General features: G+C 67.5%; 21 protein-coding genes and 1 pseudogene. 13 read left to right on the top strand and 9 right to left on the bottom strand.

Annotation, left to right across the window (positions count from 1 at the left end; translation table 11 throughout):
• Positions 1–11: 11 nt before the first annotated feature.
• From purT to G6N24_RS18540, 3 genes are read left to right on the top strand one after another with little or no spacing between them, the layout of a single operon-like run.
• On the top strand, positions 12–1250 hold the full coding sequence (gene purT, locus G6N24_RS18550) for a formate-dependent phosphoribosylglycinamide formyltransferase (protein ID WP_085160042.1): 1239 nt from the start codon (positions 12–14) through the stop codon (positions 1248–1250).
• Positions 1251–1269: 19 nt separating this feature from the next.
• Complete coding sequence (locus G6N24_RS18545) at positions 1270–1695, top strand: rhodanese-like domain-containing protein (RefSeq protein ID WP_139822374.1); 426 nt, start codon at positions 1270–1272, stop codon at positions 1693–1695.
• On the top strand, positions 1692–2921 hold the full coding sequence (locus G6N24_RS18540; RefSeq protein ID WP_085160038.1) for an O-succinylhomoserine sulfhydrylase: 1230 nt from the start codon (positions 1692–1694) through the stop codon (positions 2919–2921). The genes G6N24_RS18545 and G6N24_RS18540 overlap by 4 nt, the downstream gene beginning before the upstream one ends.
• On the opposite strand, the gene G6N24_RS18535 is transcribed toward G6N24_RS18540, so the two are convergent.
• The gene (locus G6N24_RS18535) at positions 2918–4312 is read right to left on the bottom strand and encodes an NAD(P)/FAD-dependent oxidoreductase (protein ID WP_085160036.1); all 1395 of its coding nucleotides are present in this window, start codon (positions 4310–4312) and stop codon (positions 2918–2920) included. The two genes, G6N24_RS18540 and G6N24_RS18535, sit on opposite strands and share 4 nt — an antisense overlap.
• Before the next feature lie 246 nt (positions 4313–4558).
• Here G6N24_RS18535 and G6N24_RS18530 point away from each other — a divergent pair, with 246 nt between their 5' ends.
• Positions 4559–6016 (top strand): HNH endonuclease signature motif containing protein, encoded by a 1458-nt coding sequence (locus G6N24_RS18530; protein ID WP_163745553.1) that lies wholly within the window; start codon positions 4559–4561, stop codon positions 6014–6016.
• On the opposite strand, the gene G6N24_RS18525 is transcribed toward G6N24_RS18530, so the two are convergent.
• From G6N24_RS18525 to G6N24_RS18515, 3 genes are read right to left on the bottom strand one after another with little or no spacing between them, the layout of a single operon-like run.
• Positions 6013–6645: a hypothetical protein gene (locus G6N24_RS18525; RefSeq protein ID WP_085157838.1), complete on the bottom strand. Its 633-nt coding sequence runs from the start codon at positions 6643–6645 to the stop codon at positions 6013–6015. The two genes, G6N24_RS18530 and G6N24_RS18525, sit on opposite strands and share 4 nt — an antisense overlap.
• Positions 6646–6647: 2 nt before the next feature.
• The gene (locus tag G6N24_RS18520; protein ID WP_085157840.1) at positions 6648–7880 is read right to left on the bottom strand and encodes a serine hydrolase domain-containing protein; all 1233 of its coding nucleotides are present in this window, start codon (positions 7878–7880) and stop codon (positions 6648–6650) included.
• Positions 7881–7889: 9 nt separating this feature from the next.
• A complete protein-coding gene (locus G6N24_RS18515) occupies positions 7890–9086 on the bottom strand; it encodes an acyl-CoA dehydrogenase (RefSeq protein ID WP_085157842.1) in 1197 nt (398 codons plus the stop codon).
• A 35-nt stretch (positions 9087–9121) separates the two neighbouring features.
• Here G6N24_RS18515 and G6N24_RS18510 point away from each other — a divergent pair, with 35 nt between their 5' ends.
• The 6 genes and pseudogenes from G6N24_RS18510 to G6N24_RS18485 form a co-directional block, all read left to right on the top strand.
• Positions 9122–9493 (top strand): DUF3054 domain-containing protein, encoded by a 372-nt coding sequence (locus tag G6N24_RS18510; RefSeq protein ID WP_085157844.1) that lies wholly within the window; start codon positions 9122–9124, stop codon positions 9491–9493.
• A 40-nt stretch (positions 9494–9533) separates the two neighbouring features.
• A complete protein-coding gene (locus tag G6N24_RS18505; protein ID WP_085157846.1) occupies positions 9534–10013 on the top strand; it encodes a GNAT family N-acetyltransferase in 480 nt (159 codons plus the stop codon).
• On the top strand, positions 10010–11098 hold the full coding sequence (locus tag G6N24_RS18500; protein WP_085157848.1) for an LLM class flavin-dependent oxidoreductase: 1089 nt from the start codon (positions 10010–10012) through the stop codon (positions 11096–11098). The genes G6N24_RS18505 and G6N24_RS18500 overlap by 4 nt, the downstream gene beginning before the upstream one ends.
• Positions 11095–12216, top strand: coding sequence for an LLM class flavin-dependent oxidoreductase (locus tag G6N24_RS18495; protein WP_085157850.1), 1122 nt, complete (start codon positions 11095–11097; stop codon positions 12214–12216). The genes G6N24_RS18500 and G6N24_RS18495 overlap by 4 nt, the downstream gene beginning before the upstream one ends.
• Positions 12213–13535 carry an NtaA/DmoA family FMN-dependent monooxygenase gene (locus tag G6N24_RS18490; protein WP_085157852.1) on the top strand — a complete coding sequence of 441 codons (1323 nt, stop codon included), beginning with the start codon at positions 12213–12215 and terminating at the stop codon, positions 13533–13535. Before G6N24_RS18495 ends, G6N24_RS18490 begins: the two co-directional genes overlap by 4 nt.
• Positions 13536–13882: 347 nt before the next feature.
• Positions 13883–14053: pseudogene (locus G6N24_RS18485) on the top strand (F420-dependent methylene-tetrahydromethanopterin reductase); the annotation flags it as partial.
• Positions 14054–14139: 86 nt separating this feature from the next.
• Here the strand turns inward: G6N24_RS18485 and G6N24_RS18480 are convergent.
• A complete protein-coding gene (locus G6N24_RS18480; RefSeq protein WP_085157856.1) occupies positions 14140–14916 on the bottom strand; it encodes an MBL fold metallo-hydrolase in 777 nt (258 codons plus the stop codon).
• Between the two features lie 245 nt (positions 14917–15161).
• Positions 15162–15578 (bottom strand): hypothetical protein, encoded by a 417-nt coding sequence (locus G6N24_RS18475; RefSeq protein ID WP_085157858.1) that lies wholly within the window; start codon positions 15576–15578, stop codon positions 15162–15164.
• A gap of 374 nt (positions 15579–15952) precedes the next feature.
• On the opposite strand from G6N24_RS18475, the gene fgd reads away from it, so the two are divergent.
• Genes fgd through G6N24_RS18460 form a run of 3 tightly spaced genes read left to right on the top strand, consistent with a single transcriptional unit; the run spans position 15953 to position 20238 of the window.
• Positions 15953–16963 (top strand): glucose-6-phosphate dehydrogenase (coenzyme-F420), encoded by a 1011-nt coding sequence (gene fgd, locus G6N24_RS18470; protein ID WP_085157860.1) that lies wholly within the window; start codon positions 15953–15955, stop codon positions 16961–16963.
• 10 nt (positions 16964–16973) lie between these two features.
• The gene (gene pta / locus G6N24_RS18465) at positions 16974–19100 is read left to right on the top strand and encodes a phosphate acetyltransferase (RefSeq protein ID WP_085157862.1); all 2127 of its coding nucleotides are present in this window, start codon (positions 16974–16976) and stop codon (positions 19098–19100) included.
• Positions 19093–20238, top strand: a complete 1146-nt coding sequence (locus tag G6N24_RS18460; protein WP_085157864.1) for an acetate kinase — start codon at positions 19093–19095, stop codon at positions 20236–20238. The genes pta and G6N24_RS18460 overlap by 8 nt, the downstream gene beginning before the upstream one ends.
• A gap of 53 nt (positions 20239–20291) precedes the next feature.
• On the opposite strand, the gene G6N24_RS18455 is transcribed toward G6N24_RS18460, so the two are convergent.
• From G6N24_RS18455 to glnX, 3 genes are read right to left on the bottom strand one after another with little or no spacing between them, the layout of a single operon-like run.
• Positions 20292–22577: a serine/threonine-protein kinase PknG gene (locus tag G6N24_RS18455; protein WP_085157866.1), complete on the bottom strand. Its 2286-nt coding sequence runs from the start codon at positions 22575–22577 to the stop codon at positions 20292–20294.
• Positions 22577–23563, bottom strand: coding sequence for a glutamate ABC transporter substrate-binding protein (locus G6N24_RS18450; protein WP_085157868.1), 987 nt, complete (start codon positions 23561–23563; stop codon positions 22577–22579). The genes G6N24_RS18455 and G6N24_RS18450 overlap by 1 nt, the downstream gene beginning before the upstream one ends.
• Positions 23563–24882: a protein kinase G-activating protein GlnX gene (gene glnX, locus G6N24_RS18445; protein WP_085157870.1), complete on the bottom strand. Its 1320-nt coding sequence runs from the start codon at positions 24880–24882 to the stop codon at positions 23563–23565. The genes G6N24_RS18450 and glnX overlap by 1 nt, the downstream gene beginning before the upstream one ends.
• Positions 24883–24940 lie beyond the last annotated feature (58 nt).

The raw sequence follows: 24940 nt of genomic DNA, 5'->3' as shown, positions 1-24940 counted from the left end.
AGGGTGAGCTGGTGACTGGCGGCTTGACCGAAGGGGAGCACGAACTCACCGCTAAGCACGAGCGCCCAGCGGCCCCGGACAGGGTTGTCGAGACCGAAGTCCCAACCGGACCGCGGGTGGTGTTGCTGGGTTCGGATGCGCTCGGCCGAGAGCTGGCAATTGCCTTGCGGCGCTTGGGTGCTGAGGTGATTGCCGTCGACGGGCGCGCCGCTGCGCCGACGCACGGGGTAGCCGACCAGTCGCTGGCGGTCTCGATGACCGACGCGGATGGGCTGGCGGCGCTGATACGGCGCCTGCAACCGGATTTCGTGGCGACGGCGACCGACGCGGTCTCCCCCGATGCCATCGATGCCCTAGAGGCCTGCGGCGACAACGGGTTCACCGAATTGGTGCCCAGTGCACGCGGCGTCCGGCTGGCCGCCGACCGGGAGGGTCTACGCCGGCTGGCGGCCGATCAGCTCGGCCTGCCCACCGCGCCGTTCTGGTTCGTCGGATCACTCGGTGAGCTCGAGGCGGTGGCCGCCCACGCCGGGTTCCCGTTGTTGGTGACGCCGGTGGCCGGCGAGCCCGGCCGGCGGCACTCGGTGGTCGCCGGGCCCGACGACGTCGAGCGCGCCTGGCAGCGTGCGGTGGGGCCGGATACTGGGGGAGCAAACCGCCGGCTATTGGCCGAAACGAAGGTCGAGATCGAGTTTTTTGTCACCCTGATTGTGGTGCGAACGGAGGGCCCGGACGGGCCAGTGATCGAGTTCTGCGCACCCATCGGCCATGGCGCCGCCGACGCTGACGAGCCGGAATCCTGGCAGCCGCAGAGGCTGACCACGTCTGCGATGGACGCCGCCAAGTCGATCGCGGCACGTATCGTCAAGGCGCTGGGCGGGCGCGGCGTCTTCAGTGTCGAATTGATGGTCAACGGCGATGAGGTGTATTTCGCCGGTGTCACCCCACGACCGCAGCACAGCGCCTGGGTGACCGTGCGCAGCCAGCGCCTTTCCGTGTTCGAGCTGCAAGCCCGGGCAATCCTGGGTCTTGCGGTGGACACCATGATGATCTCGCCGGGTGCCTCCCGCGTCATCAGTGCACGCGGAGCGCCGACGGCCGATGCCCTGACCAAAGCGCTCGCCGTGCCGGAAAGCGATGTGCGGGTCTTCGGGCGGGGCCCTGGGGTCGCACTGGCCACCGCGCCGGATGTCGGGACCGCCCGCGACCGCGCTCGCCGGGTGGCCGCCGCGCTGCGCGGGCGCAACTGAGTATGCGAGACTCACGCTAGTGAGCTACGCAGGAGACATCACGCCACTTGAGGCGTGGAAGATGCTCAGCGACAACCCGCGGGCGGTGCTGGTCGACGTGCGCTGTGACGCGGAATGGCGCTTCGTCGGTGTGCCCGATTTGTCCAGCCTCGGCCGCGACGTGGTGTACGTCGAGTGGAACACGTCCGACGGGGCGCGCAACGACAACTTCCTCGCCGAACTGCAGGACCGGATCCCGCCGATCAACGTCGGTCAGGACGAGCGGCCGGTGGTGTTCATCTGTCGCTCGGGCAACCGCTCCATCGGCGCCGCCGAGGTCGCGACCGAGGCGGGCATCTGTCCGTCCTACAACGTGCTGGACGGGTTCGAAGGGCACCTCGACTCCGCGGGTCATCGAGGAGCAACCGGCTGGCGCGCGGTCGGGTTGCCCTGGAAACAGTCATGACCGACCAGCCCTCGGTCCGCATCCCCAAGGAACTACCCGAAGGCGTCGGCCAGGCCACGATCGGCGTCCGCGGCGGGTTGTTGCGGTCGGGGTTCGAAGAGACCGCCGAGGCGATGTATTTGACGTCCGGCTATGTCTACCCGTCGGCGGCGGTTGCGGAGCGGTCGTTTGCCGGCGAGCTGGACCACTTCGTGTACTCGCGCTACGGCAACCCGACGATCACCATGTTCGAGGAACGGCTGCGCCTGATCGAGGGCGCCCCGGCGGCGTTCGCCACGGCCAGCGGCATGGCCGCGGTCTTCACCTCACTGGGCGCCCTGCTGGCGGCCGGTGACCGCTTGGTCGCCGCGCGCAGCCTGTTCGGCTCGTGTTTCGTGGTATGCAACGAGATCCTGCCGCGCTGGGGAATTGAGACCGTTTTCGTCGACGGCGACGACCTCTCCCAGTGGGAGCGGGCGCTGGCCGACCCCTCCAAGCCCACCCGAGCGGTGTTCTTCGAGACGCCGTCCAATCCGATGCAGTCGCTGGTGGACATCGCCGCGGTGACCGAGCTGGCTCATGCCGCTGGCGCAAAGGTGGTGCTGGACAACGTTTTTGCCACGCCTTTGTTACAGCAGGGCTTTCCGCTCGGGGTTGATGTGGTGGTGTACTCGGGCACCAAGCACATCGATGGGCAGGGCCGGGTGCTGGGTGGCGCCATCCTCGGCGACAAGGAGTACATCGACGGTCCGGTGCAGAAGCTGATGCGCCATACCGGCCCGGCGATGAGCGCCTTCAACGCCTGGGTGCTGTTGAAAGGCCTTGAGACGCTGGCGGTTCGGGTCGAGCGCAGCAACTCCTCGGCGCACCGGATCGCGGAGTTTCTCGAGGGCCATCCCGCGGTGCGGTGGGTGCGCTACCCGTATCTGCCGTCGCACCCGCAGTACGACCTGGCCAAGCGCCAGATGTCCGGCGGCGGGACCGTCGTCACATTCGAACTCGACGCCCCCGAAAGCTCGGCCAAGCAACGCGCCTTCGAGGTCCTGGACAAGCTGCGGCTGATCGACATCTCCAACAACCTCGGTGACGCCAAATCGCTTGTCACACACCCGGCGACCACGACGCACCGGGCGATGGGCCCGGAGGGTCGTGCCGCGATCGGGCTCGGTGACGGCGTAGTTCGCATCTCCGTCGGGCTGGAAGGCGCCGACGACCTGATCGCCGATATCGACCAAGCCCTGAATTAACCCGCCGCCTGTCGTTCGGCCGCTTCGGCGCGTTCGGCGGCGGCCAGCGCCCCCTCCTCCGCCCGTGCCTGCACAAAGCGCATCGCCAATCTGGCGTAGACCATCTGGCTGGTGATGGCCATCTGCCCGCGAGTGCGGCCCAGGAAGGAGATCCCCCAGGCGAACATGGCCGCGATCCGGTTCCGATGGCCGATCAGGTAGTACAGGTGCAGCACCAGCCACGCCAACCAGGCGATGAAGCCGGCGAACTCCAGCTTGCCGACCTGCGCGACGGCGCTGTATCGGGAGATGAGGGCCATGCTGCCCTTGTTGAAGTACTTGAACGGCTTGCGGTGGGCCGGATCGTCGTGTCCTTTCACCGCGTGCTTGATCACCGTGGTGGCGTAGTGCGCCCCCTGGATGGCGCCCTGCGCCATCCCGGGCACGCCGGGTACCGACATCAGGTCGCCGATGACAAAGACGTCCGGGTGTCCTTTGACGGTGAGGTCGGGCTCTACGATTACCCTTCCGGCACGGTCGATTTCGGTTCCGTCGGACTGTTCGGCGATCATCTTTCCCAGCGGGCTGGCCGCGACGCCGGCCGCCCACACCTTGCATGCGCAGTCGATCCGGCGTTCGCCGCCGTCCTTCTCCTTGATCGTGATGCCCTTGTAGTCGACCGCCGTCACCATCGCGTTGAGCTGGACCTCGACATCCATCTTTTCCAGCCGCTTTTGCGCCTTGAGGCCCAATTTCGGGCCCATCGGCGGCAACACCTGAGGTGCCGCGTCGAGCAGGATCACCCGGCACTCGCTGGGCGTAATGGTCCGAAATGCCCCGGCCAGGGTGCGCTCGGCGAGCTGGACGATCTCGCCGGCCACCTCGACGCCGGTGGGTCCGGCCCCGACGACGACGAAGGTGAGCCGACGTTCGCGCTCGGCATGGTCGGTGGCGACCTCGGCGGCTTCGAACGCGCCGAGGATGCGCCCGCGCAGCTCCAGGGCGTCGTCGATGGTCTTCATGCCGGGCGCGAAGACGGCGAATTCGTCGTTGCCGAAGTACGACTGCTGCGCACCGGCGGCCACGATGAGGCTGTCGTACGGCGTCACCGTCGTCATGTCCAGCAACTTCGACGTGACCGTCTTCGCCTTCAGGTCGATCGCGTTGACCTCACCCAGCAACACCCGCACGTTTTTCTGCTTACGCAGGATCAGCCGGGTGGTCGGTGCGATGTCGCCCTCGGACAGGATCCCCGTGGCCACCTGATACAGCAGCGGCTGAAACAGGTGGGTGGTCGTCTTCGAGATGAGCGTGATATCGACGTCGGTCCGCTTGAGCGCCCTGGCGGCATTCAGGCCGCCGAATCCGCTTCCGATGATGACGACGTGGTGGCGCTTGCCGACGGGCGTCATGGTCCTCCTTGGATCTGGTCACTGCGGCGCATGTACACCGTACGACTCCACCGGGCCGACGTCGCCCATGCCCGGTCTGTGCACCAACGATGAGTTCGTCGATGTCTTCGATGTCATCGCTTGAGCTCGATGGTCAAGACTCTCGGCTCGTCGAGGGCCTGGGCGCCACGGTGGCCGACGCCAGTTGTCCACAACCCGCGACCCCGCCAATCGACCGGTGTCGGTGGGGTTGCTAGACTCGAACATATGTTCGATCTTGCGGAGTATTTTGAGCCGCCCGACACCGCCCAGTCGCGCGGGTTGATTGAGCGGATGCGGGTGGCGGGGCGGGCGGAGGCGCGTGCGGCGGCGGCTCGGTTGGATGCGATCGGGGAGTTGTTCGAGTTGCGCCGGGTCGAGCGGGGGGAGTGTGCGGAGTGGGCGGTGGATACCTGGGCGGCGGTGGGGGCCGAGGTGGCCGCGGCGTTTCGCACCAGCCTGGCGATGGCCGGTAGTTACCTGCGGTATGCCCTGGCGATGCGCGAGCGGCTGCCGAAGGTGGCCGAGGTGTTTCGGGCCGGGGAGATCGACTACCGGATGTTTCAAACGCTGGTGTATCGCACCGACTTGATCACCGACGCGGCCGTGCTGGCCCGCGTCGATGCCGAGCTGGGGTTGCGGGTGGCGCGCTGGCCGTCGATGACGCAGGGCCGGCTGGCCGGCGCGATCGATCGGATCGTGGCCCCGGCCGACCCGGACGCGGTGCGCCGGGTGCGGGAGCGAACCCGCGATCGGCAGGTGTGGATCGGCAACTGCGAGGACGGCATGGGTGAGGTCTCGGGGCGGCTGTATGCCACCGACGCCCAAGCAGTGGACAAACGGCTCGAGGCGCTGATCGCCACGGTGTGTGCCGCCGATCCGCGCACCCGCGATCAGCGCCGCGCCGACGCACTGGGCGTGCTGGCCGCCGGGGCCGAGCGGCTGGGCTGCCGCTGCGGGCGCACCGACTGCACCGCCGGGGCGCGTCCGGCCTCTGCGGTGGTCATCCACGTGGTCGCCGAGCAGGCCAGCGTGGAGGGCCGCGGCCAGGCCCCGGGATCGCTGCTGGGCGCCGACGGGCTGATCCCGGCGCAGCTGGTGGCCGAGCTGGCCACCACCGCTCGGCTGCGCCCGCTGGTTTTGCCCGGCGCCGAGCCCGGCTACACCCCGTCGGCCACGCTGGCGGCGTTTGTGCGGGCGCGGGATCTGACGTGTCGGGCCCCGGGCTGCGACCGCCCGGCCAGCGACTGCGATCTCGACCACACGATCGCGTTCGCCGACGGCGGCGCCACCCACCCCTCAAATATCAAGTGTTTATGCAGGTTTCATCATTTGATGAAGACTTTCTGGGGCTGGCGCGACCGGCAGTTGCCCGACGGCACGGTCATCTGGACCCTGCCCGACAACCACACCTACGTCACCACCCCCGGCAGCGCGCTGCTGTTCCCCGCCCTGGGCACCCCCACCGGCGACCCACCCCCACCCGATACCGCCCGCGCCGATCGCCGCGGTAACCGCACCACCATGATGCCGCTGCGCACCAGCACCCGCGCCCAAAACCGCGCCCACTACATCACCACCCAACGCCACCACAACCACCAAGCCCGCCAAAGCGCCCACGCCGTCACAACCCTCGCCGAAACCCACGGCCCACCACCCGATCCCGACGACCCACCGCCCTTCTAGCTCGGCCACCCGCTCGCGTTGTTCCGGTACTTCTCGTTGGGCGTACCGCAGAAGTCCGAGGCCGTGCCGGCCAGCAGGACGAAATAGCCCTCGCCGCGGCGGGTATCGGCGAAGGGCGGGTAGGTCCAGCCGCTGTTGCACATCGAAGTTGGCGTGCCCGCGGTGGCCCGGCGCCAACCGGACTTGACGCACGCGGTCAGGGCGTCGACGTCCGAGATCGAACTCTTGGCGATGACCAGCATCGCGCCGCCCCATTGCCCGTCGGTGCGTCGGTAGGCGCGCGCTCCGAAGCCCGTCCCCGGTTTGCCGGCGCTCTGTTGGCAGCCCAACGCCCGCTGCAGCGGCAGGAAGACGGAGGCGAGGTCGCGGTTCGCGACAGCGGCCGCGGCCGTGATGAATCGAGCCGCGTCCGTTCCGTCGGCCTCTTGGACGTCGGGATTGCCGAAGCTAAACAGTTGCTGCGAGATCCCCGGGGCTGCTCCTCCGCCACCGATGACCGGGCCAGCGCCGGTGGACGTCAGCGGGGGCAGCGTGACGGTGGGGTCGCCGTCCGCCGTCGGCGCCACAGCCACCGTCGAAACGCCCAGTAAAGCTGCGATAGTGAGAACGATCCGACGTGTGAGTCTCATGGCTATCTCCCTGGCGGCATGGGAGGCGCGTCGTTAGGCGCTACCTCGGCACCGATCTTGCGGAACAAAGTGTCGGCCTCGTTGCGGGAGTTGCCCTGCTCGTCGAAGGCATCGGGGGCGTAGGTGACCGCCACCGCGACGGCGGCTCGTTGCGACGGCAGATACGCCTCCACGGCGGCGTATCCGGCGAACATCGGATTCTGCATCAGCCAATTGCCCGATATGACAATCCCGAGGCCGAAGGTGTAGCCGCTGTCTTGCTCGAAGCAGGTGGGGCATCCCGGTTGGGCGTGTGTCTTTCCGCGCAGATCGGTCGACACCATCTTCTTGTACGAGTCCGCCGAGAGTAGCCTTCCCGAGCCGATACCGACCGCGCTGGCCTCCATGTCGTAGATGTTGGTCGTCTGAATGGCGCCGTGAGTGATGGTCCAGGACGGATTCCAGTACGTCGAGTCTTCGTAAAACGGCATTCCGGCAGGGATTTTCAGGAACGCGCGCCGCTCCGACGTGAACGCGTGCAGCGCCGGCCGGGGGATGTCAGGCGTATCGGAGTTGGCGGTGGCGGTCAGTCCGAGCGGGGCGAGGACGTAGTGCTGCAACAGCTTCGGGATATCCTGACCGGTTGCCTTCTCCAGGGCCAGCCCCAGCAGCACGTAATTGGTGTGCGAGTAGTTCCAGTTGGTTCCTGGGTCGTACAGCAGCGGCCGGGACGAAATCTGGGCAAGTATCTCTTGAGTTGTCCACTGCCGGAATGGATTAGCGTAGAACGCGTTGATGAAAGCGTCGTTGCCGAGTACGTAGTCGGGGTAGCCCGACGTCATCCGCGCCAGCTGGACCAGCGTGACCCGATCGGCGTGCGGAAACTCGGGCAACCACTTCGACAGCTTGTCGTCGAGGCTCAGCTTCTTCTCGTCGACCAGCCTGAGCAACAAGGTCGACACGTAGGAGATCGCGACCGCGCCGTTGCGAAAGTGCATGTCTGTGGTGGCCGGTACTCCAGTCATCGAGTCGCCGACGGCCTGCGTGACGATCTCCTTGCCGTCGACGGTGACCCGGACGATCACGGCCTTGAGGTGGGCCTGCGCCATGAAGTCACGCACGACCCGCAGCACCGCGTCGGCCTTGGCCGCGGAGCCACCGGGTGACGAGGCCGGTGGCGCCACACGGGGCGAGCCGCAGCCGGCCACCACCCCAAGCGCGAAAACCACACACCCGATGCGTCGCAAGATTGGCATGCGTGTGTTCTACCGGAACGCGGACAAGCCGGTGAACGCCTGGCCGAGCACCAGCTGGTGCATCTCGGGGGTGCCCTCGTAGGTCAGCACCGACTCCAGGTTGACCATGTGCCGGATGACCGGGTACTCCAGTGATATTCCGTTGCCGCCCAGTATCGTTCGAGCGGTCCGGCAAATCTTGATCGCCTCCCGGGTGTTGTTGAGCTTGCCGAAGCTGACCTGTTCGGGGTGCAGCCCGACGCTGTCCTTCAGCCGGCCGAGGTGTAGCGACAGCAGCTGACCCTTGTGCAGTTCGACGGCCATGTCGACGAGCTTGGCCTGCGTCAGCTGAAATCCGGCGATCGGGCGGCCGAACTGGGTGCGCTGTGTCGCGTAGTCGAGCGCGGCCTGCCAGGCCGACCGCGCCGCGCCCATCGCCCCCCAGACGATCCCGTAGCGGGCCTCCGACAGGCACGCCAGCGGACCTTTGAGACCGATCGCGTTGGGCAGCATCGCCTCGGCGGGCAGCCGTACGTCGTCGAGCACCAGCTCGCTGGTGATCGACGCCCGCAGCGACAGCTTGTGGTGGATGGTGTTGGCGGTGAAGCCCGAGGTGTCGGTGGGGACGATAAACCCCCGAATAACCCCGCTCCCATCGTCGGTGGCGGCCCAGACTATCGCGACGTCGGCGACCGAGCCGTTGGTGATCCACATCTTGCGGCCGTTGAGCACCCAATCCGAGCCATCGCGTCGCGCCCGGGTTTTCATCGCCGCCGGGTCGGATCCGACGTCCGGTTCGGTCAACCCGAAGCAGCCGAGCAATTCACCGGCCGCCATGGGCGGCAGCCACCGCTGCTTCTGCTCCTCGGAGCCGTTATTCCAAATGGCGAACATCGCCAGCGAACCCTGCACCGACACCAGCGACCGGATGCCCGAGTCGGCTGCTTCGAGTTCCAGGCAGGCCAGGCCGTAGTGAACGGCGGACGCGCCGCCACATCCGTAGCCGCGCAAATGCATTCCCAGCAGGCCGAGCTCGCCAAACTGCTTCGCCAATTCACGGGCCACGGGTAAATCGCCGTCTTCGAACCAGCGGGCGACGTGCGGGGTGACGTGCTCGGCGCAGAACCCCCTGACGGTGTCGCGGACCGCGATCTCGTCGCCGGATAGCGACGCGTCGAGCCCGAGCGGGTCGTACGGGTCAAAGGCGGGCGGTGTATTGGTGCTCATGACCCAATCCTGCCCCGTCCCGGTAGTCTCGCTGCATGCAACCGCGGCGCCGGCTGGCGTGGCTCGCCACAGACGTCGTCGCCGTGCTGGTGTTCTGTGCCGTCGGACGCCGCAGCCACGACGAAGGACTCAGCATCACCGGCGTCGCGGTCACGGCGTGGCCGTTTCTCACCGGGACCGTCGTCGGATGGCTCGTGTCCCGGGCCTGGCGGCAGCCCACGGCGGTGGCCCCCACCGGGGTGATCGTCTGGCTGTGCACCGTGGCGGTCGGCATGGTGTTGCGCAAGGCCAGTTCGGCGGGTGTGGCGGCGAGTTTCATCGTGGTGGCGGGGTCTGTCACCGCCGTGCTGTTGCTCGGCTGGCGAGCGGCCGTTGGGCTGACGCTGCTGCGCCGCTCGCCGCGCTGATCACGGGAATGCGCCCGAGGCACAGACGTTAGACATTGAGGTGACGCCCCTCCGCTTCGTCCCGGCCGCCCTCGCCGACCCGCTGGCGCAGCCGCTGCTGGCCGAGTTGGCCGTGGAGTACGCGCAGCGATACGGCCCCACCCCGGAAGCGGTGCTCGCGTGGTTCAAGAGCAGCCCGGCCTCCGAGTTCGCGCGCCCGGACGGCGGCATGTTGATCGGTACGTTGGACGGCCAGGTGGTGACGGGCGGCGCGTTCTGCAGATTCGACGCCGACACCGCCGAACTGAAGAGGATCTGGACGGCCCGCGAGCATCGCCGTCGCGGATACGCTCGAGCGCTGTTGGCCGAGCTGGAGGCCGAGATCGCGGCCCGCGGCTACCGGAAGGTCTACCTGATGACCGGCGATCGCCAGCCCGAGGCCGAGGAGCTCTACCGGGCGACCGGATACACCCGGCTGCCCGGGCCGCTGCCGGCCGCGGGTCCGGTCTTCCCGATTGCCTTCCAGAAGGAACTGGCATGACAGATCAGCTACACCTGGCCGTCGCGCTCGACGGATACGGCTGGCGCCCACAGGCGTGGCGCGCCACGCTGGCCGGAAACCCCGACGCGCCGTCGGTGCTCAGCGGCCACTATTGGGCGGGCCTGGCGGCCACCGCCGAGCGCGGGCTGTTGGATTTCCTCACCATCGACGACACGCTGATGCCGCAACCCGGGCGCGGCGAACGGATCGATCCTCGTCGACTGGCCGGGCGCGCCGACGCCGTGCTTGTCGCGGCACGCATCGCCCCACTAACCCGGCACATCGGGCTGGTTCCCGTGGCCACGGTCACCCACACCGAGCCCTTCCACGTCTCCAAATCGATTGCCACCCTTGACTATGTGTCTCATGGTCGGGCGGGCTGGCAGGCGCGCGTCAGCGTGACGACGCACGAGGCTGCCCTGTTTGGTCGCCGGTCGGTGAACCCCGAAGAGCTGTTCGATGAGGCCCGAGATTGCGTCGAGGTGGTGCGCCGGCTGTGGGACAGCTGGGAGGATGATGCGGTGATCCGCGACGTGGCCACCGGGCGCTACGTCGACCGCGACAAGCTGCACTACATCGACTTCACCGGAAAGTACTTCTCGGTCAAGGGGCCGTCGATCACGCCGCGTCCGCCGCAGGGCCAGCCCGTGGTGGCCGCCCTCGCGCACGCGACACCCGCCTATGAGTTCGCCGCCGCCAGCGCCGACGTCGTCTTCATCACGCCGACGGACGAGGCGTCGCTTGAGAGCATTCTCTCCGAGATACCGGCATCACGACTGAAAGTGTTCGCCGACCTGGTGGTCTCGTTCCACGGCGATAACGACTTCCGGTCCGATGCGCTCGTCTTTACCGGTAGCGCAACGGATTTGGTGGACATGCTGCTGGATTGGCAGCGGCTGGGCATCGACGGCGCGCGGCTACGGCCGGCCGTCAGCGCTACCGATCTTGCGGTGATCGTCGACCAGGTGGTGCCGATGTTGCAGGGGGCCGGACGTTTTCGCGCCTGTTACCGGGCTGGCGAAACGCTGCGCGAACGGCTTGGTCTTCCGGTGACACCGAACCGATACACGGCGGTGACGCAATGATCCCGCTGTCCATCCTGGACCTGTCGCCGATCAGCGCGGGCAGCGACGCCGCGACCGCCCTGCGCAACACCGTCGAATTGGCCCAGCACGCCGAGCGGTGGGGCTATCACCGGTTCTGGATAGCCGAGCATCACTTTGTCTCCGTCGCCAGTGCCTCGCCGGCGGTGCTGATCGGGCAGATCGCGGCGGCTACCAAGCGGATTCGTGTGGGGTCGGGGGCCGTCCAGCTGAGCCACACCACGGCGGCTGCCGTGGTCGAGAGTTTCGGCATGCTCGACACCTTCCATCCGGGGCGCATCGATCTCGGCCTGGGCCGCTCCGCGCAGCGTCGGCTGACGAAGCCGCAAGTTCCTAAGCCACAACGCAAAACGCCCGAACCACCGCGCGAATGGCGCGAGGTCGACGGTGTGGTGGTCCCGCCGCCATTCGACCTGCGCGGGCTGCTGGTCAGCGAGCGGGTACGGGCCACCATGGCGATCCTGCAGCAGCCCGAGGCGGTGGCACCGGATTTCGCCGAGCAGGTGGGCGACATCGTCGCGATGTTGGCCGGCACCTATCGGGTCGACGGCGTTGATCTGCATGCGGTGCCCGGTGAGGGCGCAGCCCTGACACCGTGGATCTTCGGCAGCAGCAAGGGACCCAGTGCCCAGGTGGCCGGTGCGATGGGGCTGCCGTTCGCCTCCAGCTACCACATCACGCCGGCCACCGCACTGGAGGCCATCGACGCCTACCGCAACGCCTTTGTCCCCTCGGCGAGTCTGAAGCGGCCCTATGTCGTGGTGTCGGCCGACATCGTGGTCGCCGACGACAGCGCCACCGCCCGGCATCTGGCGTCGAGTTACGGCCATTGGGTGTATTCCATCCGGGCCGGCGGCGGTGCGATGCCCTATCCGGATCCCGACGACTGCGCGCCGCTCACCGAGGAGCAGCTGGCGGTGGTAAAAGACCGGGTGGCAACGCAATTCGTCGGCAACCCGGACGAAGTCGCCGAGCGGCTGGAGGCGTTGCAGCGAGTCACGGGCGCCGACGAGCTCGTCGTCACCTCGGTCACCTACCGACACTCCGACCGGCTGCGCTCGCACGAGCTGATCGCCAGACGCTGGGGACTGGTCCCGTGAGGCGCAAGCCAATTCATCTGGCGGCCCACTTCCCGGGGGTCAACAACACCACCGTGTGGGCCGATCCCGCAGCGGGCAGCCAGGTCGAGTTCGACTCGTTCGTGCACCTCGCACGCACCGCCGAGCGTGGATTGTTCGACTTCTTCTTCCTCGCCGAAGGGCTGCGACTGCGCGAGCATCGCGGCCGGATCTACGACCTCGACGTGGTAGGCCGGCCGGACACCTTCACCGTGCTGGCGGCCCTGGCCGCCGCCACCGACCGGATCGGGCTGACCGGGACCATCAACACCACCTTCAACGAACCATTCGAGGTGGCACGGCAATTCGCGACACTGGATCATCTTTCGGAGGGTCGTGCGGGCTGGAACATGGTGACCTCGTCGGACGCTTTCACCGGTGCCAACTTCCGCCGCGGCGGCTTTCTCGACCACGGCGACCGATACCGGCGGGCCGAGGAGTTCCTCACGGTGGCCCGCCGATTCTGGGATAGTTGGGCGCCCGATGCCGTGCGGGCCGACGTCGACGCCGGCGTCTACGTCGATCCGGACCGCATCCGCAGCGTCGAACACCGGGGTCCGCAGTTCGACGTGCGCGGGTTCGCGACACTGCCCGCCGGCCCGCAGGGTCATCCGGTGCTGTTGCAGGCCGGCGATTCCGCCGAGGGTCGGGCGTTCGGCGCCCGGCACGCCGACGCCCTGTTCACCCTGCACGGTTCGCTGGAGGACGGTCAGCGCTACTATGCCGACGTCAAGGGCCGCGCCCGGTTGTACGGTCGAGACCCCAACCAGCTCAAGGTTTTTCCGGCAGCGACGTTCGTCATCGGCGACACCGAAGAGGAGGCTCAGGACAAGGCGCGTCACATCCGCTATCAACAGGTCAGCGGTGCGACCGCGATCGCGATGCTGGAACAGGTGTGGGGCCGCGACTTGTCGGACTACGACCCGGACGGCCCGCTGCCCGATGTCGACCCGGTCGTCGACGGCGACATCACCCAGGGGCGGGTGCGGCACGGCGACCCGATCGCGGTGGCCCGTAAGTACCGCGAACGCGCTCAGGCGGAGAAACTTTCGATCCGCGAGTTGGTGATCGCCGCTACCAGCCGGCAGCAATTCGTCGGCACCGCCGCGCACATCGCCGGCGAGATCGACCGCTATATCCAGGCCGACGCGTGCGACGGGTTCATCCTGGTGCCGCACCTGACCCCGCACGGCCTGGATGAATTCGTCGATAAGGTGGTGCCACTCTTGCAGGAACGCGGGGCATTCCGTACCGAGTACACGGGAAAGACACTGCGCGAGCACCTCGGATCGGTGGCCTAATTGCATCGTGGCTACCGCCTGGGGCGGTCAACAAGAGTGGCGTTACGACAGTCGCAATTCCGACTTGATGGCACGGACCAAGTAATCCGCGAATGTTGCCGTCGAATCGATATAGGCCTGATTAGTAGCCGGTGGTGTCGTCACCCCGGCTGATGCACGCGCGGGCGATCAGCAGGGCGATGTTGGGGTTTCGCTCCAAGACACGCCATAGCCGCTCGGTGCTCTCCAAGAGCACTTCGACCCGGCATCGGCGTCGTCCTTGCGGTCGATGGCGACGCTGGCCACTGGCGACACCGGCATCACCAGGGGGCGGGTTCGTCCGCACCGCCGCGCACATCGCCCATTAGATCGACCGCTGTATCCAGGCGGACGCCTGCAACGGGTTCATCCTGGTGCCGCACCTGACCCCGCACGGCCTGGGCGAATTCGTCGGTAAGGTGGTGCCGCTCTTGCAGGAGCGTCGCGGGGCATTCCGCACGGCGTATGGCGGTGAGACGCTGCGCGACCATCTGGATTGACCGAGTCTGGAAGTCGATATCGCATGCGATAACGCGTTTGCGAAGCCGGTGGTGGCTCCTTCGTGCGACTGCTGTGGCTGCAGTGACTATTGGACCTCGGCCCGCGCGCCGGCTTTTTTCAAAGCCGCGTCCGTCGCGACGCGGATCGGGCCGCGCCACAGATCGCCGTGGCCGGGGGCCAGGATCTCGGTTTCCAGCAGGGCCAGCGCGGACAGGCTGCGGATGCAGTCCTGCTGGCTGTGGCTGAACACCGCCGGCAGCAGCTGCGGCCCGCTGTGCCGTAACAGGGGATGGCCGGTGATCAAGGCGTCGCCGCTGGCCAGCACGCCGTCGACGAGGTACGAGCAATGCCCATTGGTGTGCCCCGGGGTGAATATGGCCACCGGGTGGCCCGGCAGCCCAGCGGCCGTCTCGGCGGTCAGCGGCTGTGCGGTCGGGATGCCGTCGCGGATCAGGCCCCCGTTGCGCACCACGTGCGCGGTCCACACCGCCCAGCGCGGCCGCCAGAGGCGCAGCGCGATATCGAGAATCGACACTTGCTCCAAGTACTCCCGCTTGGCGTGGCCCACCTCGTCGGCGTGGCAATACACCGGGGTGCCGTGCTCGCTGGCGAACCAGATCGCGGTGCCCAGGTGGTCGATGTGGGCGTGGGTGAGCAGGATGGCGCGCACGTCGCCGGGCTCGTACCCCAGTTTGCGCAGCGAGGCCAGCACGTCCTCGCGGTCGCCGGGATAGCCGGCGTCGATCAGCATGACGCCGGCGTCGTCGGCGACCAGCACCCAGTTGACCGCATGGCCCTGGGCGAGGTGAACCTTGTCGGTGGCCTGAATAAGCTCAATCGACGCCTTCAACTGGTGGGTCATCGGTTTGTCCTATGTCACGCTGCCGCTGGTTGGCAAGGCTTAACGGTTTCGTGGCTCGGTTGTTCCGAGGCCGCCGCTGTCTTCGGTGGTGACCCAGCGTAGTCGCTGAACGCGACGATGGAACTGCGCAAGACGGGCCAGCGCCGCCTGGTCGCCTGATCGCAGCGTGTCCGGTAAGCAGGTGCGGGTGACTGTCTGGGGGGAGACTCCCACGTTGTTGTGCGATCAAGACCGGTCAGGCTGCGTTAGTTCCTTCTCCGATCCCTGAGCGCGTGGGCTAACCGTTCACCGGCGGGCGTGAGTGCCAGCCAGATCGTGAATTCCCACAAGTGAGGCTCGTCGTAATGGTTCACGAAAAGGTGGTAAACGCGCTCCATCGCCGCGTCGATCGGGAGATCCCATGCTGAGAAGTGCTCACCCGGGTAGGGCAGATTCCCAATCTGCATAAGCCCGTCGTCCAGAAGCGAACGGACGGTTTGCACCGCGAACTCTTGTCGGGTCGGACGTGTTTCGGAGAGGTGGTAGTGGGTGATCGCGGTTTCGACCTCCGCGAGGGGTACCCAGTCCGACAGTGCGCTGATGAGTAGCGCGGCGCGCAGCCGTTCTTGTGCAGCCCCATCAGGCTGGTTTCCGGCGCGGTGGTCCTCACCGGGCTGAGTCATCGTTCTCCACACTCCTGCGGTGCTTTAGGTCTCCACGACGTGGCATGCCCTCCCCCGATAAGGGGCCGGCGCCTCCGACATTGGGGCCGATGCCCCCGCTGGCCATAGGTGTCTTGGGCCCGGCGCGGCCGGGCACTGGCTCGAGAGGTGGCCGCGCAACGGGTGGGGGCTCGACCGTCCGGCCGGGGCAGGGTTGCCTCGGGAAGCGCCAGTCTGCTTAGCGGTGGGATGTCCGGCACTCCTGCTCCATCAGGGTTGATGTGCACCTTGACGGAGCCGTCTTTACCAGGGAGGCGGATATCGAGGGCGGAGCCGGGCGAAGCGGGTCGCGACCGTGAGTCTACGAGCAGCGAGTGTAGGAGTAGAAAGAACTGGTGGTTGAACTGAAACTCGGATACAAGGCGTCCGCCGAACAATTCGCCCCGCGCGAGCTCGTCGAACTGGCCGTTGCCGCCGAGGCTCACGGCATGGACAGCGCCACCGTCAGCGACCATTTCCAGCCGTGGCGTCACGAGGGCGGCCATGCCCCGTTCTCGCTGTCCTGGATGGCCGCCGTCGGCGAACGGACCAAGCGACTCATGCTGGGTACCTCGGTGCTCACCCCGACGTTCCGGTACCACCCAGCCGTCATCGCGCAGGCCTTCGCCACCATGGGCTGCCTATACCCCAACCGCGTCTTTCTCGGAGTCGGCACCGGTGAGGCGCTCAACGAGATCGCCACCGGGTATCAGGGCGACTGGCCGGAGTTCAAGGAGCGGTTCGCTCGGCTGCGCGAATCGGTGCGATTGATGCGGGAGCTGTGGCGCGGCGACCGAGTCGACTTCGACGGTGACTACTACCGCCTCAAGGGCGCCTCGATCTACGACGTGCCCGAGGGCGGGGTGCCCGTCTACATTGCCGCCGGCGGCCCGGCGGTGGCCAAGTACGCCGGCCGCGCGGGCGACGGCTTCATCTGCACCTCCGGCAAGGGCGAGGAGCTGTACACCGAAAAGCTGATGCCCGCCGTCCGAGAGGGAGCGACGGCCGCCGACCGTGATGTGGACGACATCGACAAGATGATCGAGATCAAGATCTCCTACGACCCGGATCCGGAGCTGGCGCTGAACAACACCCGATTTTGGGCGCCGCTGTCGCTCACCGCCGAACAGAAGCACAGCATCGACGACCCGATCGAGATGGAAAGGGCCGCCGACGCCCTGCCGATCGAGCAGATCGCCAAGCGCTGGATCGTGGCGTCGGACCCCGACGAGGCGGTGGAAAAGGTGGGCCAGTATGTGACGTGGGGACTCAACCATCTGGTGTTCCACGCGCCCGGCCATGACCAGCGCCGGTTCCTGGAGCTGTTCGAAAAGGACCTAGCGCCGCGGCTGCGGCGGCTGGGCTGAAGGCGAGCGGGTGGCCGCCCCCACCGGCATTTACATCGCCGCGCCTGAGCCGGCGTCCGGCAAGGCGACGATCGCGCTGGGGATCTTGCACCGTCTTGCTGCGACCGTCGCCAAAGTCGGTGTGTTCCGGCCGATCACGCGGTCCTACGGCGATCGCAAGCGCGGCGAAGCCGGGCGCAGCGGGTCGCCGCACGTCTCCCGTGACGATCGCGACTACATCCTGGAACTGCTGCTGGAGCACACCACCGCGGGCCTGTCATACGAGCAGTGCGTCGGCGTCACCTACCAGCAGCTGCACGCCGACAGCGACGCCGCGATCGCTGACATCGTCGCCGCGTATCACGCGATGGCTCGGGCGTGCGACGCGGTGGTGATCGTCGGCAGCGACTACACCGACGTCACCACCCCCACGGAGCTTTCGGTCAACGCCCGGATCGCGGTCAACCTCGGCGTGCCGGTGTTGTTAGCGGTAAGCGCCAAAGACCGCACCGTCGACGAGGTCGCCAGCGTCGTTGAGGTCTGCCTGGCCGAGCTATCGGCCCAGCGGGCCCACACCGCGGCGGTGGTGGCCAACCGTTGTGACCCAGCGCAGCTGGGGGCCCTCACCGCGGCGCTGCGCACCTTCGCCGCGCGCAGCTACGTGCTACCCGACGAGCCTCTGCTGTCGGCGCCGACGGTGGCCGAACTGGAGAAAGCGGTCAACGGTACGCCGGTCAGCGGCGACGCGCCGCTGCGGGAACGTGAGGTCGTCGACGTGCTGGTCGCCGGGATGACCGCCGACCATGTGCTGGAACGGCTGACCGACGGAATGGCCGTCATCACCCCCGGCGACCGTTCGGACGTCGTGCTCGCCGTGGCCAGCGCCCATGCGGCCGAAGGATTTCCGGCGCTGTCGTGCATCATCCTCAACGGCGGGTTCGAGCTGCATCCGTCGGTTGCGGCCCTGGTCGCCGGCCTGCGGCTGCGACTCCCCATCATCGCCACCACTCTGGGCACTTACGACACGGCCAGCGCGGCGGCGTCGGCTCGCGGCCGGCTCACCGCATCCTTGCAGCGCAAGGTCGACACCGCGTTGGAACTGATGGACCGCCACGTCGATATCGCCGACCTGATGGCACAGCTTGCCATCCCGATCCCGACCATTACCACACCGCAGATGTTCACCTATCGCCTGCAGCAGCAGGCGCGTTCGGATCGCAAGCACATCGTTCTTCCCGAGGGCGAGGACGACCGCATTCTCAAATCCGCCGGCCGCCTGCTGCAGCGCGGCGTCGCCGACCTGACCATCCTCGGCGACGAAGCCCACATACGCCTACGTTCGGCCGAACTCGGCGTCGATCTGGACGGGGCGGCGGTGCTGGACCCGCGCACCAGCGAGTTGTGCGACAGGTTCGCCGAGCAGTACGCGCAGCTACGAAAGGCGAAGGGGATCACCATCGAGCAGGCGCGCGAGTTCATGCACGACGCTTCGTATTTCGGCACCATGTTGGTGGACAACGACATGGTCGACGGCATGGTGTCGGGCGCCGCCCACACCACCGCTCACACGGTTCGTCCGGCGCTGGAGATCATCGGAACCGTTCCGGGCGTGTCCACGGTATCGAGCATCTTCCTGATGTGCCTGCCCGATCGGGTGCTGGCGTATGGTGACTGCGCGATCATTCCGAACCCGACGCCCGAGCAGCTCGCCGATATCGCCATCTGCTCGGCGCGCACTGCCGCACAGTTCGGCATCGAGCCACGCGTGGCCATGCTGTCCTACTCCACCGGAGCCTCCGGTGTCGGCGCCGACGTCGACAAGGTCAGGGCAGCAACGGAATTGGTGCGCGCCCGGGATCCGCGGCTACTGGTGGAGGGGCCCATCCAGTACGACGCCGCGGTAGAACCGTCGGTAGCGGCCACCAAGATGCCCGAATCGCCGGTCGCCGGCCGCGCGACTGTGCTGATCTTTCCCGACCTCAACACCGGCAACAACACCTACAAGGCCGTGCAGCGCACCTCCGGGGCGATCGCGATCGGCCCCGTGTTGCAAGGTTTACGCAAACCGGTGAACGACCTGTCCCGGGGTGCGCTGGTCGAAGACATCGTCAACACCGTTGCCATCACAGCGATCCAGGCGCAAGGTGTCCATGGATAGCACCGTTCTGGTCATCAACTGCGGCTCCTCGTCGCTCAAGTTCCAGCTGATCGAACCCGATTCCGCAACGTCACGTGCCACCGGGATGGTGGAGCGAATCGGGGAGGAATCGTCGTTGGTGGCCGATCACGGCACGGCACTGCGGCGAGCGTTCGAGATGTTGGCCGAGGACGGCATCAACCTGCAGGCCTGCGGCCTGGTGGCGGTCGGACATCGGGTGGTCCATGGCGGCAAGGAATTTCACCGTCCGACAGTGCTGGACGACAGCGTGGTCGGCCGGCTCAAGGAGCTGTCGGCGTTGGCTCCGTTGCACAATCCGCCCGCGGTGCTGGGCATCGAGGTGGCGCGCAAACTGCTGCCCGACGTTCCGCACGTCGCGGTGTTCGACACGGCGTTCTTTCACGACCTGCCCGCCGCGGCGGCAACGTATGCGATCGACCACGGGTTGGCCGAGGAGTGGCACATCCGCCGGTACGGGTTTCACGGCACCTCGCATCGGTATGTCAGCGAGCGGGCCGCTGCCTTCCTGGGCAGGCCGCCGGATGGCCTGAATCAGATTGTGCTGCATCTGGGTAACGGTTCATCGGCGTCGGCGATTGCCGCGGGCCGCCCGGTCGACACGTCAATGGGCCTGACGCCGTTGGAGGGGTTGGTGATGGGCACCCGCAGCGGTGACGTGGACCCGAGCATCGTCGGCTATTTGTGGCGGGCCGCGAAGATGGGCGTGGGCGAGATCGAGTCGATGCTCAACCATCGGTCCGGGATATTGGGCCTGGCCGGTGAGCGCGACTTCCGGCGGCTGCATGAATTGATCGAATCAGGCGACGGCTCAGCGCAATTGGCCTACGATGTATTCATTCACCGCTTGCGCAAGTACATCGGCGCCTACCTGGCGGTGCTGGGGCACACCGACGTGGTGAGCTTCACCGCGGGGATCGGCGAGAACGATCCCGCGGTGCGCCGCGACGCGCTGGCGGGCATGGCCGAGCTCGGGATCAAGGTCGACGAGGACCGCAATGCCAAAGGCGCGCGGCGGATTTCCCAGGACGACTCACCAATAACGGTCCTGGTGGTCCCGACCAACGAAGGACTGGCTATCGCCCGCGACTGCGTCAGCGTGCTGGGACGCCGAGCGTGAATCACTCGACGCCTCGCCGGCGTGTCGCGTCGTGCGATTCACACTCGCGCGACCTAGAACGTGCTAGTGGGCCGCACCTTGTTGGCCATGTCCACCAGCGTGTAGCGGTGCCGCTGGGTGGGCGCCACCCGGGCCAGGCTGCGCAGCGACGCCTCGACACCCAGCCGCAGCCCGTGCATAGTGAACGGGAAGCCGAGGATGTGGTTCGTGCTGGCCTGATTGTCCTTCAGCCAGTCCATCGCGCCGCCCAGCACCAGGGCGCGGATCTGCAGCACCCGCGGTTCGGTGGGCGGCAGCGCCTCCACCCGCCGGGCGGCGTCGCGGATCTGCTCCTCGGTGATTTCACTGGTCGACCGGCCGGACAGCAGGGTCACCGCGCTGGTCAGGCGCGCGGTAGTGAAATGCCTGGAGGTTGCGGGCACCTCGTCCAGGGTGCGCACGGCTCCCATGCGATCGCCTTCAGCCGACTGGGACCTGGCCAATCCGAAGGCCGCTGAGATCACGCCGTCGTCGGTCCGCCACACGGCCTGGTAAAACTTGTGCGCCTCCGCGTCGCCGGCCAGTTCGGCGGTCGCGGCCAGCGCCATCTTGGGTGCCACCTCGCCGGGGAAGGTGTCGAGCACCTCGGTGAAATGCTTGCTGGCGGAGTCGTAGTCGCCGGTCAGCAGCTCGGCGACGGCCCGGTACCAGATCAGCCGCCAGCGCCACCCCACGCGCTCGGCCAGGTCGTCGAGCTTGCGGGTGGCCTTGGCCACGTCGCCCAGGTCCAGCAACGCGCGGACTTCCATCAGCGGCAGCTCGATCGACTCGGACAGGTCGATGCCCTCCGCGGCCAGCGCGCCGTGGCGGGCCGCCCGCAGCGAATCCAGCGTCTGCACTGGCTCGGACAGCACCGTCGCCTGCAGCACCGGGGCGGCGACGTCGGCGGGATCGACCAGCGGTACCTGCAGCGCGGTCACGATCTCCTTGGCGGTCAGCTTCTCCGAATGCACCTGGCCGTCCAGATACACGTCGGTGTGGGCGACCAGCAGGTTCACCCCGAATGTGGAGCGGGTGCGGGAAAAGATCGTCGACAACCCGGGCCGGGGTACCCCGGTGTCCTGGGCGACCGCCTCCCGGAGCACGCCCATCAGCTGCCCGGACATCTCCTCGGCGCTGGCGAACCGGCGCCTCGGGTCGGGGTCGATGGCGCGGCGCAACAACCGGCCGAACGAGTCGTATTTGGCCAGCACCGGGTCGTCTTCGGGCAGTCCGTCGACGTAGCGACCATTGCGGGTGCGCAGGTTCAACGTCAACGCCGCTAGCGTGCGTCCCACGGTGTAGATGTCGGTGGCCACCGTGGGTCCGGTGCGCACGATCTCCGGCGCCTGGAAGCCGGGCGTGCCGTAGAGGTAGCCGAACGAGTTGATCCGCGACACCGCGCCCAGGTCGATCAGCTTGAGCTGCTCCTCGGTGAGCATGATGTTCTCCGGCTTCAGGTCGTTGTAGACCAGGCCGATGGAATGCAGGTAGCCGAGCGCGGGCAGGATTTCCAGCAGGTAGGCGATCGCCTCGGCGACCGGCAGCTTCTCTTGCTTACGGCCACGCTTGAGCGATTGCCCACCGACGTACTCCATGACGATGTAGCCGACCGGATCCCCGTGGCGGTCGGTGTGCTCGACGAAGTTGAAGATCTGCACGATCGCCGGGTGCACCACCTCGGCGAGGAATTGCCGCTCGGCCATCGCGATCGCCTGTGCCTCGGCGTCACCGGAGTGCACCAGTCCCTTGAGCACGACAGGCCGGTCGTTGACGTTGTGGTCGACCGCGAGATAGACCCAGCCCAGGCCGCCGTGTGCGATGCAGCCCTTGACCTCGTACTGGCCCGCGACGATGTCTCCGGGACTCAGCTGCGGCAGGAACGAATACGGACTGCCGCAATACGGGCACCAGCCTTCCGAGGCCCCCTTGCCTTCCGAGCCGGACCGGCCGACGGGTCGGCCGCAGTTCCAGCAGAAGCGCTTGGATTCCGGCACCACCGGATTGGTCATCAGGGCTTTGACCGGATCGATATCGGGCACCCGCGGGATCGCCACCAGGCCGCCGCCGAGCTGTCGGACCGGCGGGAGCACCCGCGTCGCCGCCGTCGGCCGATCCTGCGGCTCGGTGTCCATGCCGCCGGTGTGGGGGAAGTCGTCGTCCTCGTCGAAGTCAGGGCGGAAAAGCGCCTGGGTGGACGGTGGCCGGATCTTTGATGACTCAGTGAACAGCACGTCCGCCGGCTGGGTGCTGGGGCCCAGGTCTTCTTGGTCGGAGTCCTGAGATCCGGACCCCAACCCTTTGTTCGTGGGCTTGCCCATCAGTCCACGTACCTCGGCGTGGGCGGGGCGGGTGCCGGACCGAGAACCGATAACCACTTGCGGTACAACGTGTTCCACGTGCCGTCGGCGCGGATGCGTTCCAGTGTGCCGTTGACGAACCGCACCAGGCCAGTGTTGTCCAGGTTGATCCCGACGCCGTAGGGCTGGGAGGCCATGTTCGGCCCGACGATGTGCAGGTACGGGTCTTCCTCCACCAGCCCGGCCAGGATCGAGTCGTCGGTGCTGACGGCGTCGATCTCCCGCTGTTGCAGCGCCACCAGGCAGTCGGCCCAGTTCACCACCGACACGATGACCGGCGGCGGTGCGATCTCCCGAATCCGCCGCATCGACGTGGTGCCTCGAGCCACGCAGACGCGCTTGCCGGACAGGTCGGCCACCTGCGCGATCGTCGAGTCACGCGGGGCGAGGATGCGCTGGTTGGCGTCGAGGTAGACGGTAGAGAAGTTCACCAGCTTGCGGCGCTCGCAGGTGATTGTCATGGTCTTGACGACGACGTCGACCTGAGATTTCTGCAGCGCGAGCACGCGCTCGTCGGCCGACAGGATCCGGTACTCGACATGCGAGGGGCCACCAAAGATGTCCCGCGCGATCTCGCCGGCGATGTCGACATCGAAGCCGGTGATCTCGCCGGTGATCGGGTCGCGGAAGCTGAATAGGTTGCTCCCGATGTCGAGCCCGACGATCAGCCTGCCGCGGGCGCGGATGTCGGCCACCGCGGCGTCGGCCTCGGCCTTAGTCGGGAAGGGGCGCAGGCTGGCGGTGGGGTCGCAGTCCTGACTCGAGTTGTCCGGCGTCAGCGGGGGCTCCGGTGGCAGCTCCTGCATGCCGACCGGTGTGGGCAGCGGCAGGGTCGGCACCGTCGCCACCTTCGGCGATTCCGAGTGGCCACAGCCGGCCAGCAGGATCGCCGCGGCAAGCGCCGTGAGAACGGAGCCCGCCCGCGCGACCCGGGGCAGCCGCGCCATCATCGGTACTCCTTCAGCCTGGGCCACAGGCCGAGGGCGACCGCCATGGCCGCGCCGAGGCTGAGCACCACGCCGCCCACCTGGGCGCCGGCCAGCCCTCGGCGCGCATGCAGCACATCGTGGCGAAGGTGCGCGCGGCTCTGGTCCATGGCCTTCGTCAGCGCCTCGTCGAGCTTGTCGAACGCGGGGGTGGCGTCGTCCTCGCCCTTGCCCAGTGCGACCTCGGTGGCGGCCCGGTAGTTGCCGACCGAGATGTAGGAGTTGATCCGGTCGTTGGCTTGGCGCCACCGGACCAGCAGCTGGTCGGCGCCCTGCAGGTCGGGCTTGTCGACGGCATCACGACGCGACATGTATTGGTCCAGCTGTTGGTGCATGGCCTCGATGCGCTGATAGAAGGACTGCTTGCGGACCTCTTCGTCGCCGCGCCGGATCAGCGACAGCGTCTCGTCGGCTCGCGCCTGCTGGGCGGTGATCGCCAGGTTGGTGACGGTCTTGAGCGACTCAGCCGCAGTGTCTTTGGCACTACGGCTGGCAGCCGTGGAGATTGTTAGCGCAGTCCCGACCCACACCACCATGACGAGAATACCGAGCGCGCCCACGACGAGACCGGGATTGATCCGCCGCCGGGTGCGCCGGGCCAGCCAGCGATGGGAGAAGGCGCCGAAGGCAGCGGTGGTGGTGACGACCAGGATCACCGGGGCCGGGATCTGCGTGGACGCGGTGGTTTCCGTATCCACCCGATTCGACGTCGCCTGGTAGAGCTGTTGCGCGTCGGGCAGGATCGTCGATTGCATCAGGCCCGAGGCCTCCGACAGGTACGACGACCCCACCGGGTTACCCGCGCGGTTGTTGGTGCGCGCGATCTCGATCAGCCCGGTGTAGACGGCCAGTTCGGCGTTGATCCGGCCCAGCAACTGCACCAACGGTTCGTCGGTGAGCCCGCTCGACGCGCGGGTCACCGCGACGGCGGCGTCGGTGATGGCCTGCTCGTAGCGCAGCCGCACGGCGCGCGGTTCGGCCTGGGCGATGAAGGCGGTGGCCGCCGCGGCGTCGGCCACCGACAGCGTGGTGTACAGCCGTCCGGCCGCAAATGCCAGCGGCTCGGTGTGGTCGAGCACGGTGGACAGCACCTGCTGCCGGTGGTTGATGGTCGTCGAGGTGGCAAACGCGGTCAAACCGCCCAGCGTCGCCAAGACGATGCCGATGGTCAGGATGCGGCCGGGCGTTGTCGAGATGAACCACCAGCGGGGATGGGCCGGTTCGGCGGGCGAGCGCGACCCCAGCGGCTCAGTCGACGGGTGCGCTAGCTCAACCGTCACGTCTGCTCGAACCTCATCTTTCGGCCATCTCACGAACCGCTACGGCCATCTCACGAAC

It is taken from the genome of Mycobacterium lacus, from assembly GCF_010731535.1.
In the GTDB taxonomy this organism is placed as follows: domain Bacteria; phylum Actinomycetota; class Actinomycetes; order Mycobacteriales; family Mycobacteriaceae; genus Mycobacterium; species Mycobacterium lacus.
This window is presented reverse-complemented; position numbering and strand designations above follow the sequence as displayed.

Bases quoted from the DNA above. Each gene is read 5' to 3' on its own strand.
- G6N24_RS18540 (WP_085160038.1), top strand. From the start codon at position 1,692: ATGACCGACCAGCCCTCGGTCCGCATCCCCAAGGAACTACCCGAAGGC.
- G6N24_RS18535 (WP_085160036.1), bottom strand. From the start codon at position 4,312: ATGACGCCCGTCGGCAAGCGCCACCACGTCGTCATCATCGGAAGCGGA.
- G6N24_RS18530 (WP_163745553.1), top strand. From the start codon at position 4,559: ATGTTCGATCTTGCGGAGTATTTTGAGCCGCCCGACACCGCCCAGTCG.
- G6N24_RS18525 (WP_085157838.1), bottom strand. From the start codon at position 6,645: ATGAGACTCACACGTCGGATCGTTCTCACTATCGCAGCTTTACTGGGC.
- G6N24_RS18520 (WP_085157840.1), bottom strand. From the start codon at position 7,880: ATGCCAATCTTGCGACGCATCGGGTGTGTGGTTTTCGCGCTTGGGGTG.
- G6N24_RS18515 (WP_085157842.1), bottom strand. From the start codon at position 9,086: ATGAGCACCAATACACCGCCCGCCTTTGACCCGTACGACCCGCTCGGG.
- G6N24_RS18510 (WP_085157844.1), top strand. From the start codon at position 9,122: ATGCAACCGCGGCGCCGGCTGGCGTGGCTCGCCACAGACGTCGTCGCC.
- G6N24_RS18500 (WP_085157848.1), top strand. From the start codon at position 10,010: ATGACAGATCAGCTACACCTGGCCGTCGCGCTCGACGGATACGGCTGG.
- G6N24_RS18495 (WP_085157850.1), top strand. From the start codon at position 11,095: ATGATCCCGCTGTCCATCCTGGACCTGTCGCCGATCAGCGCGGGCAGC.
- G6N24_RS18480 (WP_085157856.1), bottom strand. From the start codon at position 14,916: ATGACCCACCAGTTGAAGGCGTCGATTGAGCTTATTCAGGCCACCGAC.
- G6N24_RS18475 (WP_085157858.1), bottom strand. From the start codon at position 15,578: ATGACTCAGCCCGGTGAGGACCACCGCGCCGGAAACCAGCCTGATGGG.
- G6N24_RS18460 (WP_085157864.1), top strand. From the start codon at position 19,093: ATGGATAGCACCGTTCTGGTCATCAACTGCGGCTCCTCGTCGCTCAAG.
- G6N24_RS18455 (WP_085157866.1), bottom strand. From the start codon at position 22,577: ATGGGCAAGCCCACGAACAAAGGGTTGGGGTCCGGATCTCAGGACTCC.
- G6N24_RS18450 (WP_085157868.1), bottom strand. From the start codon at position 23,563: ATGGCGCGGCTGCCCCGGGTCGCGCGGGCGGGCTCCGTTCTCACGGCG.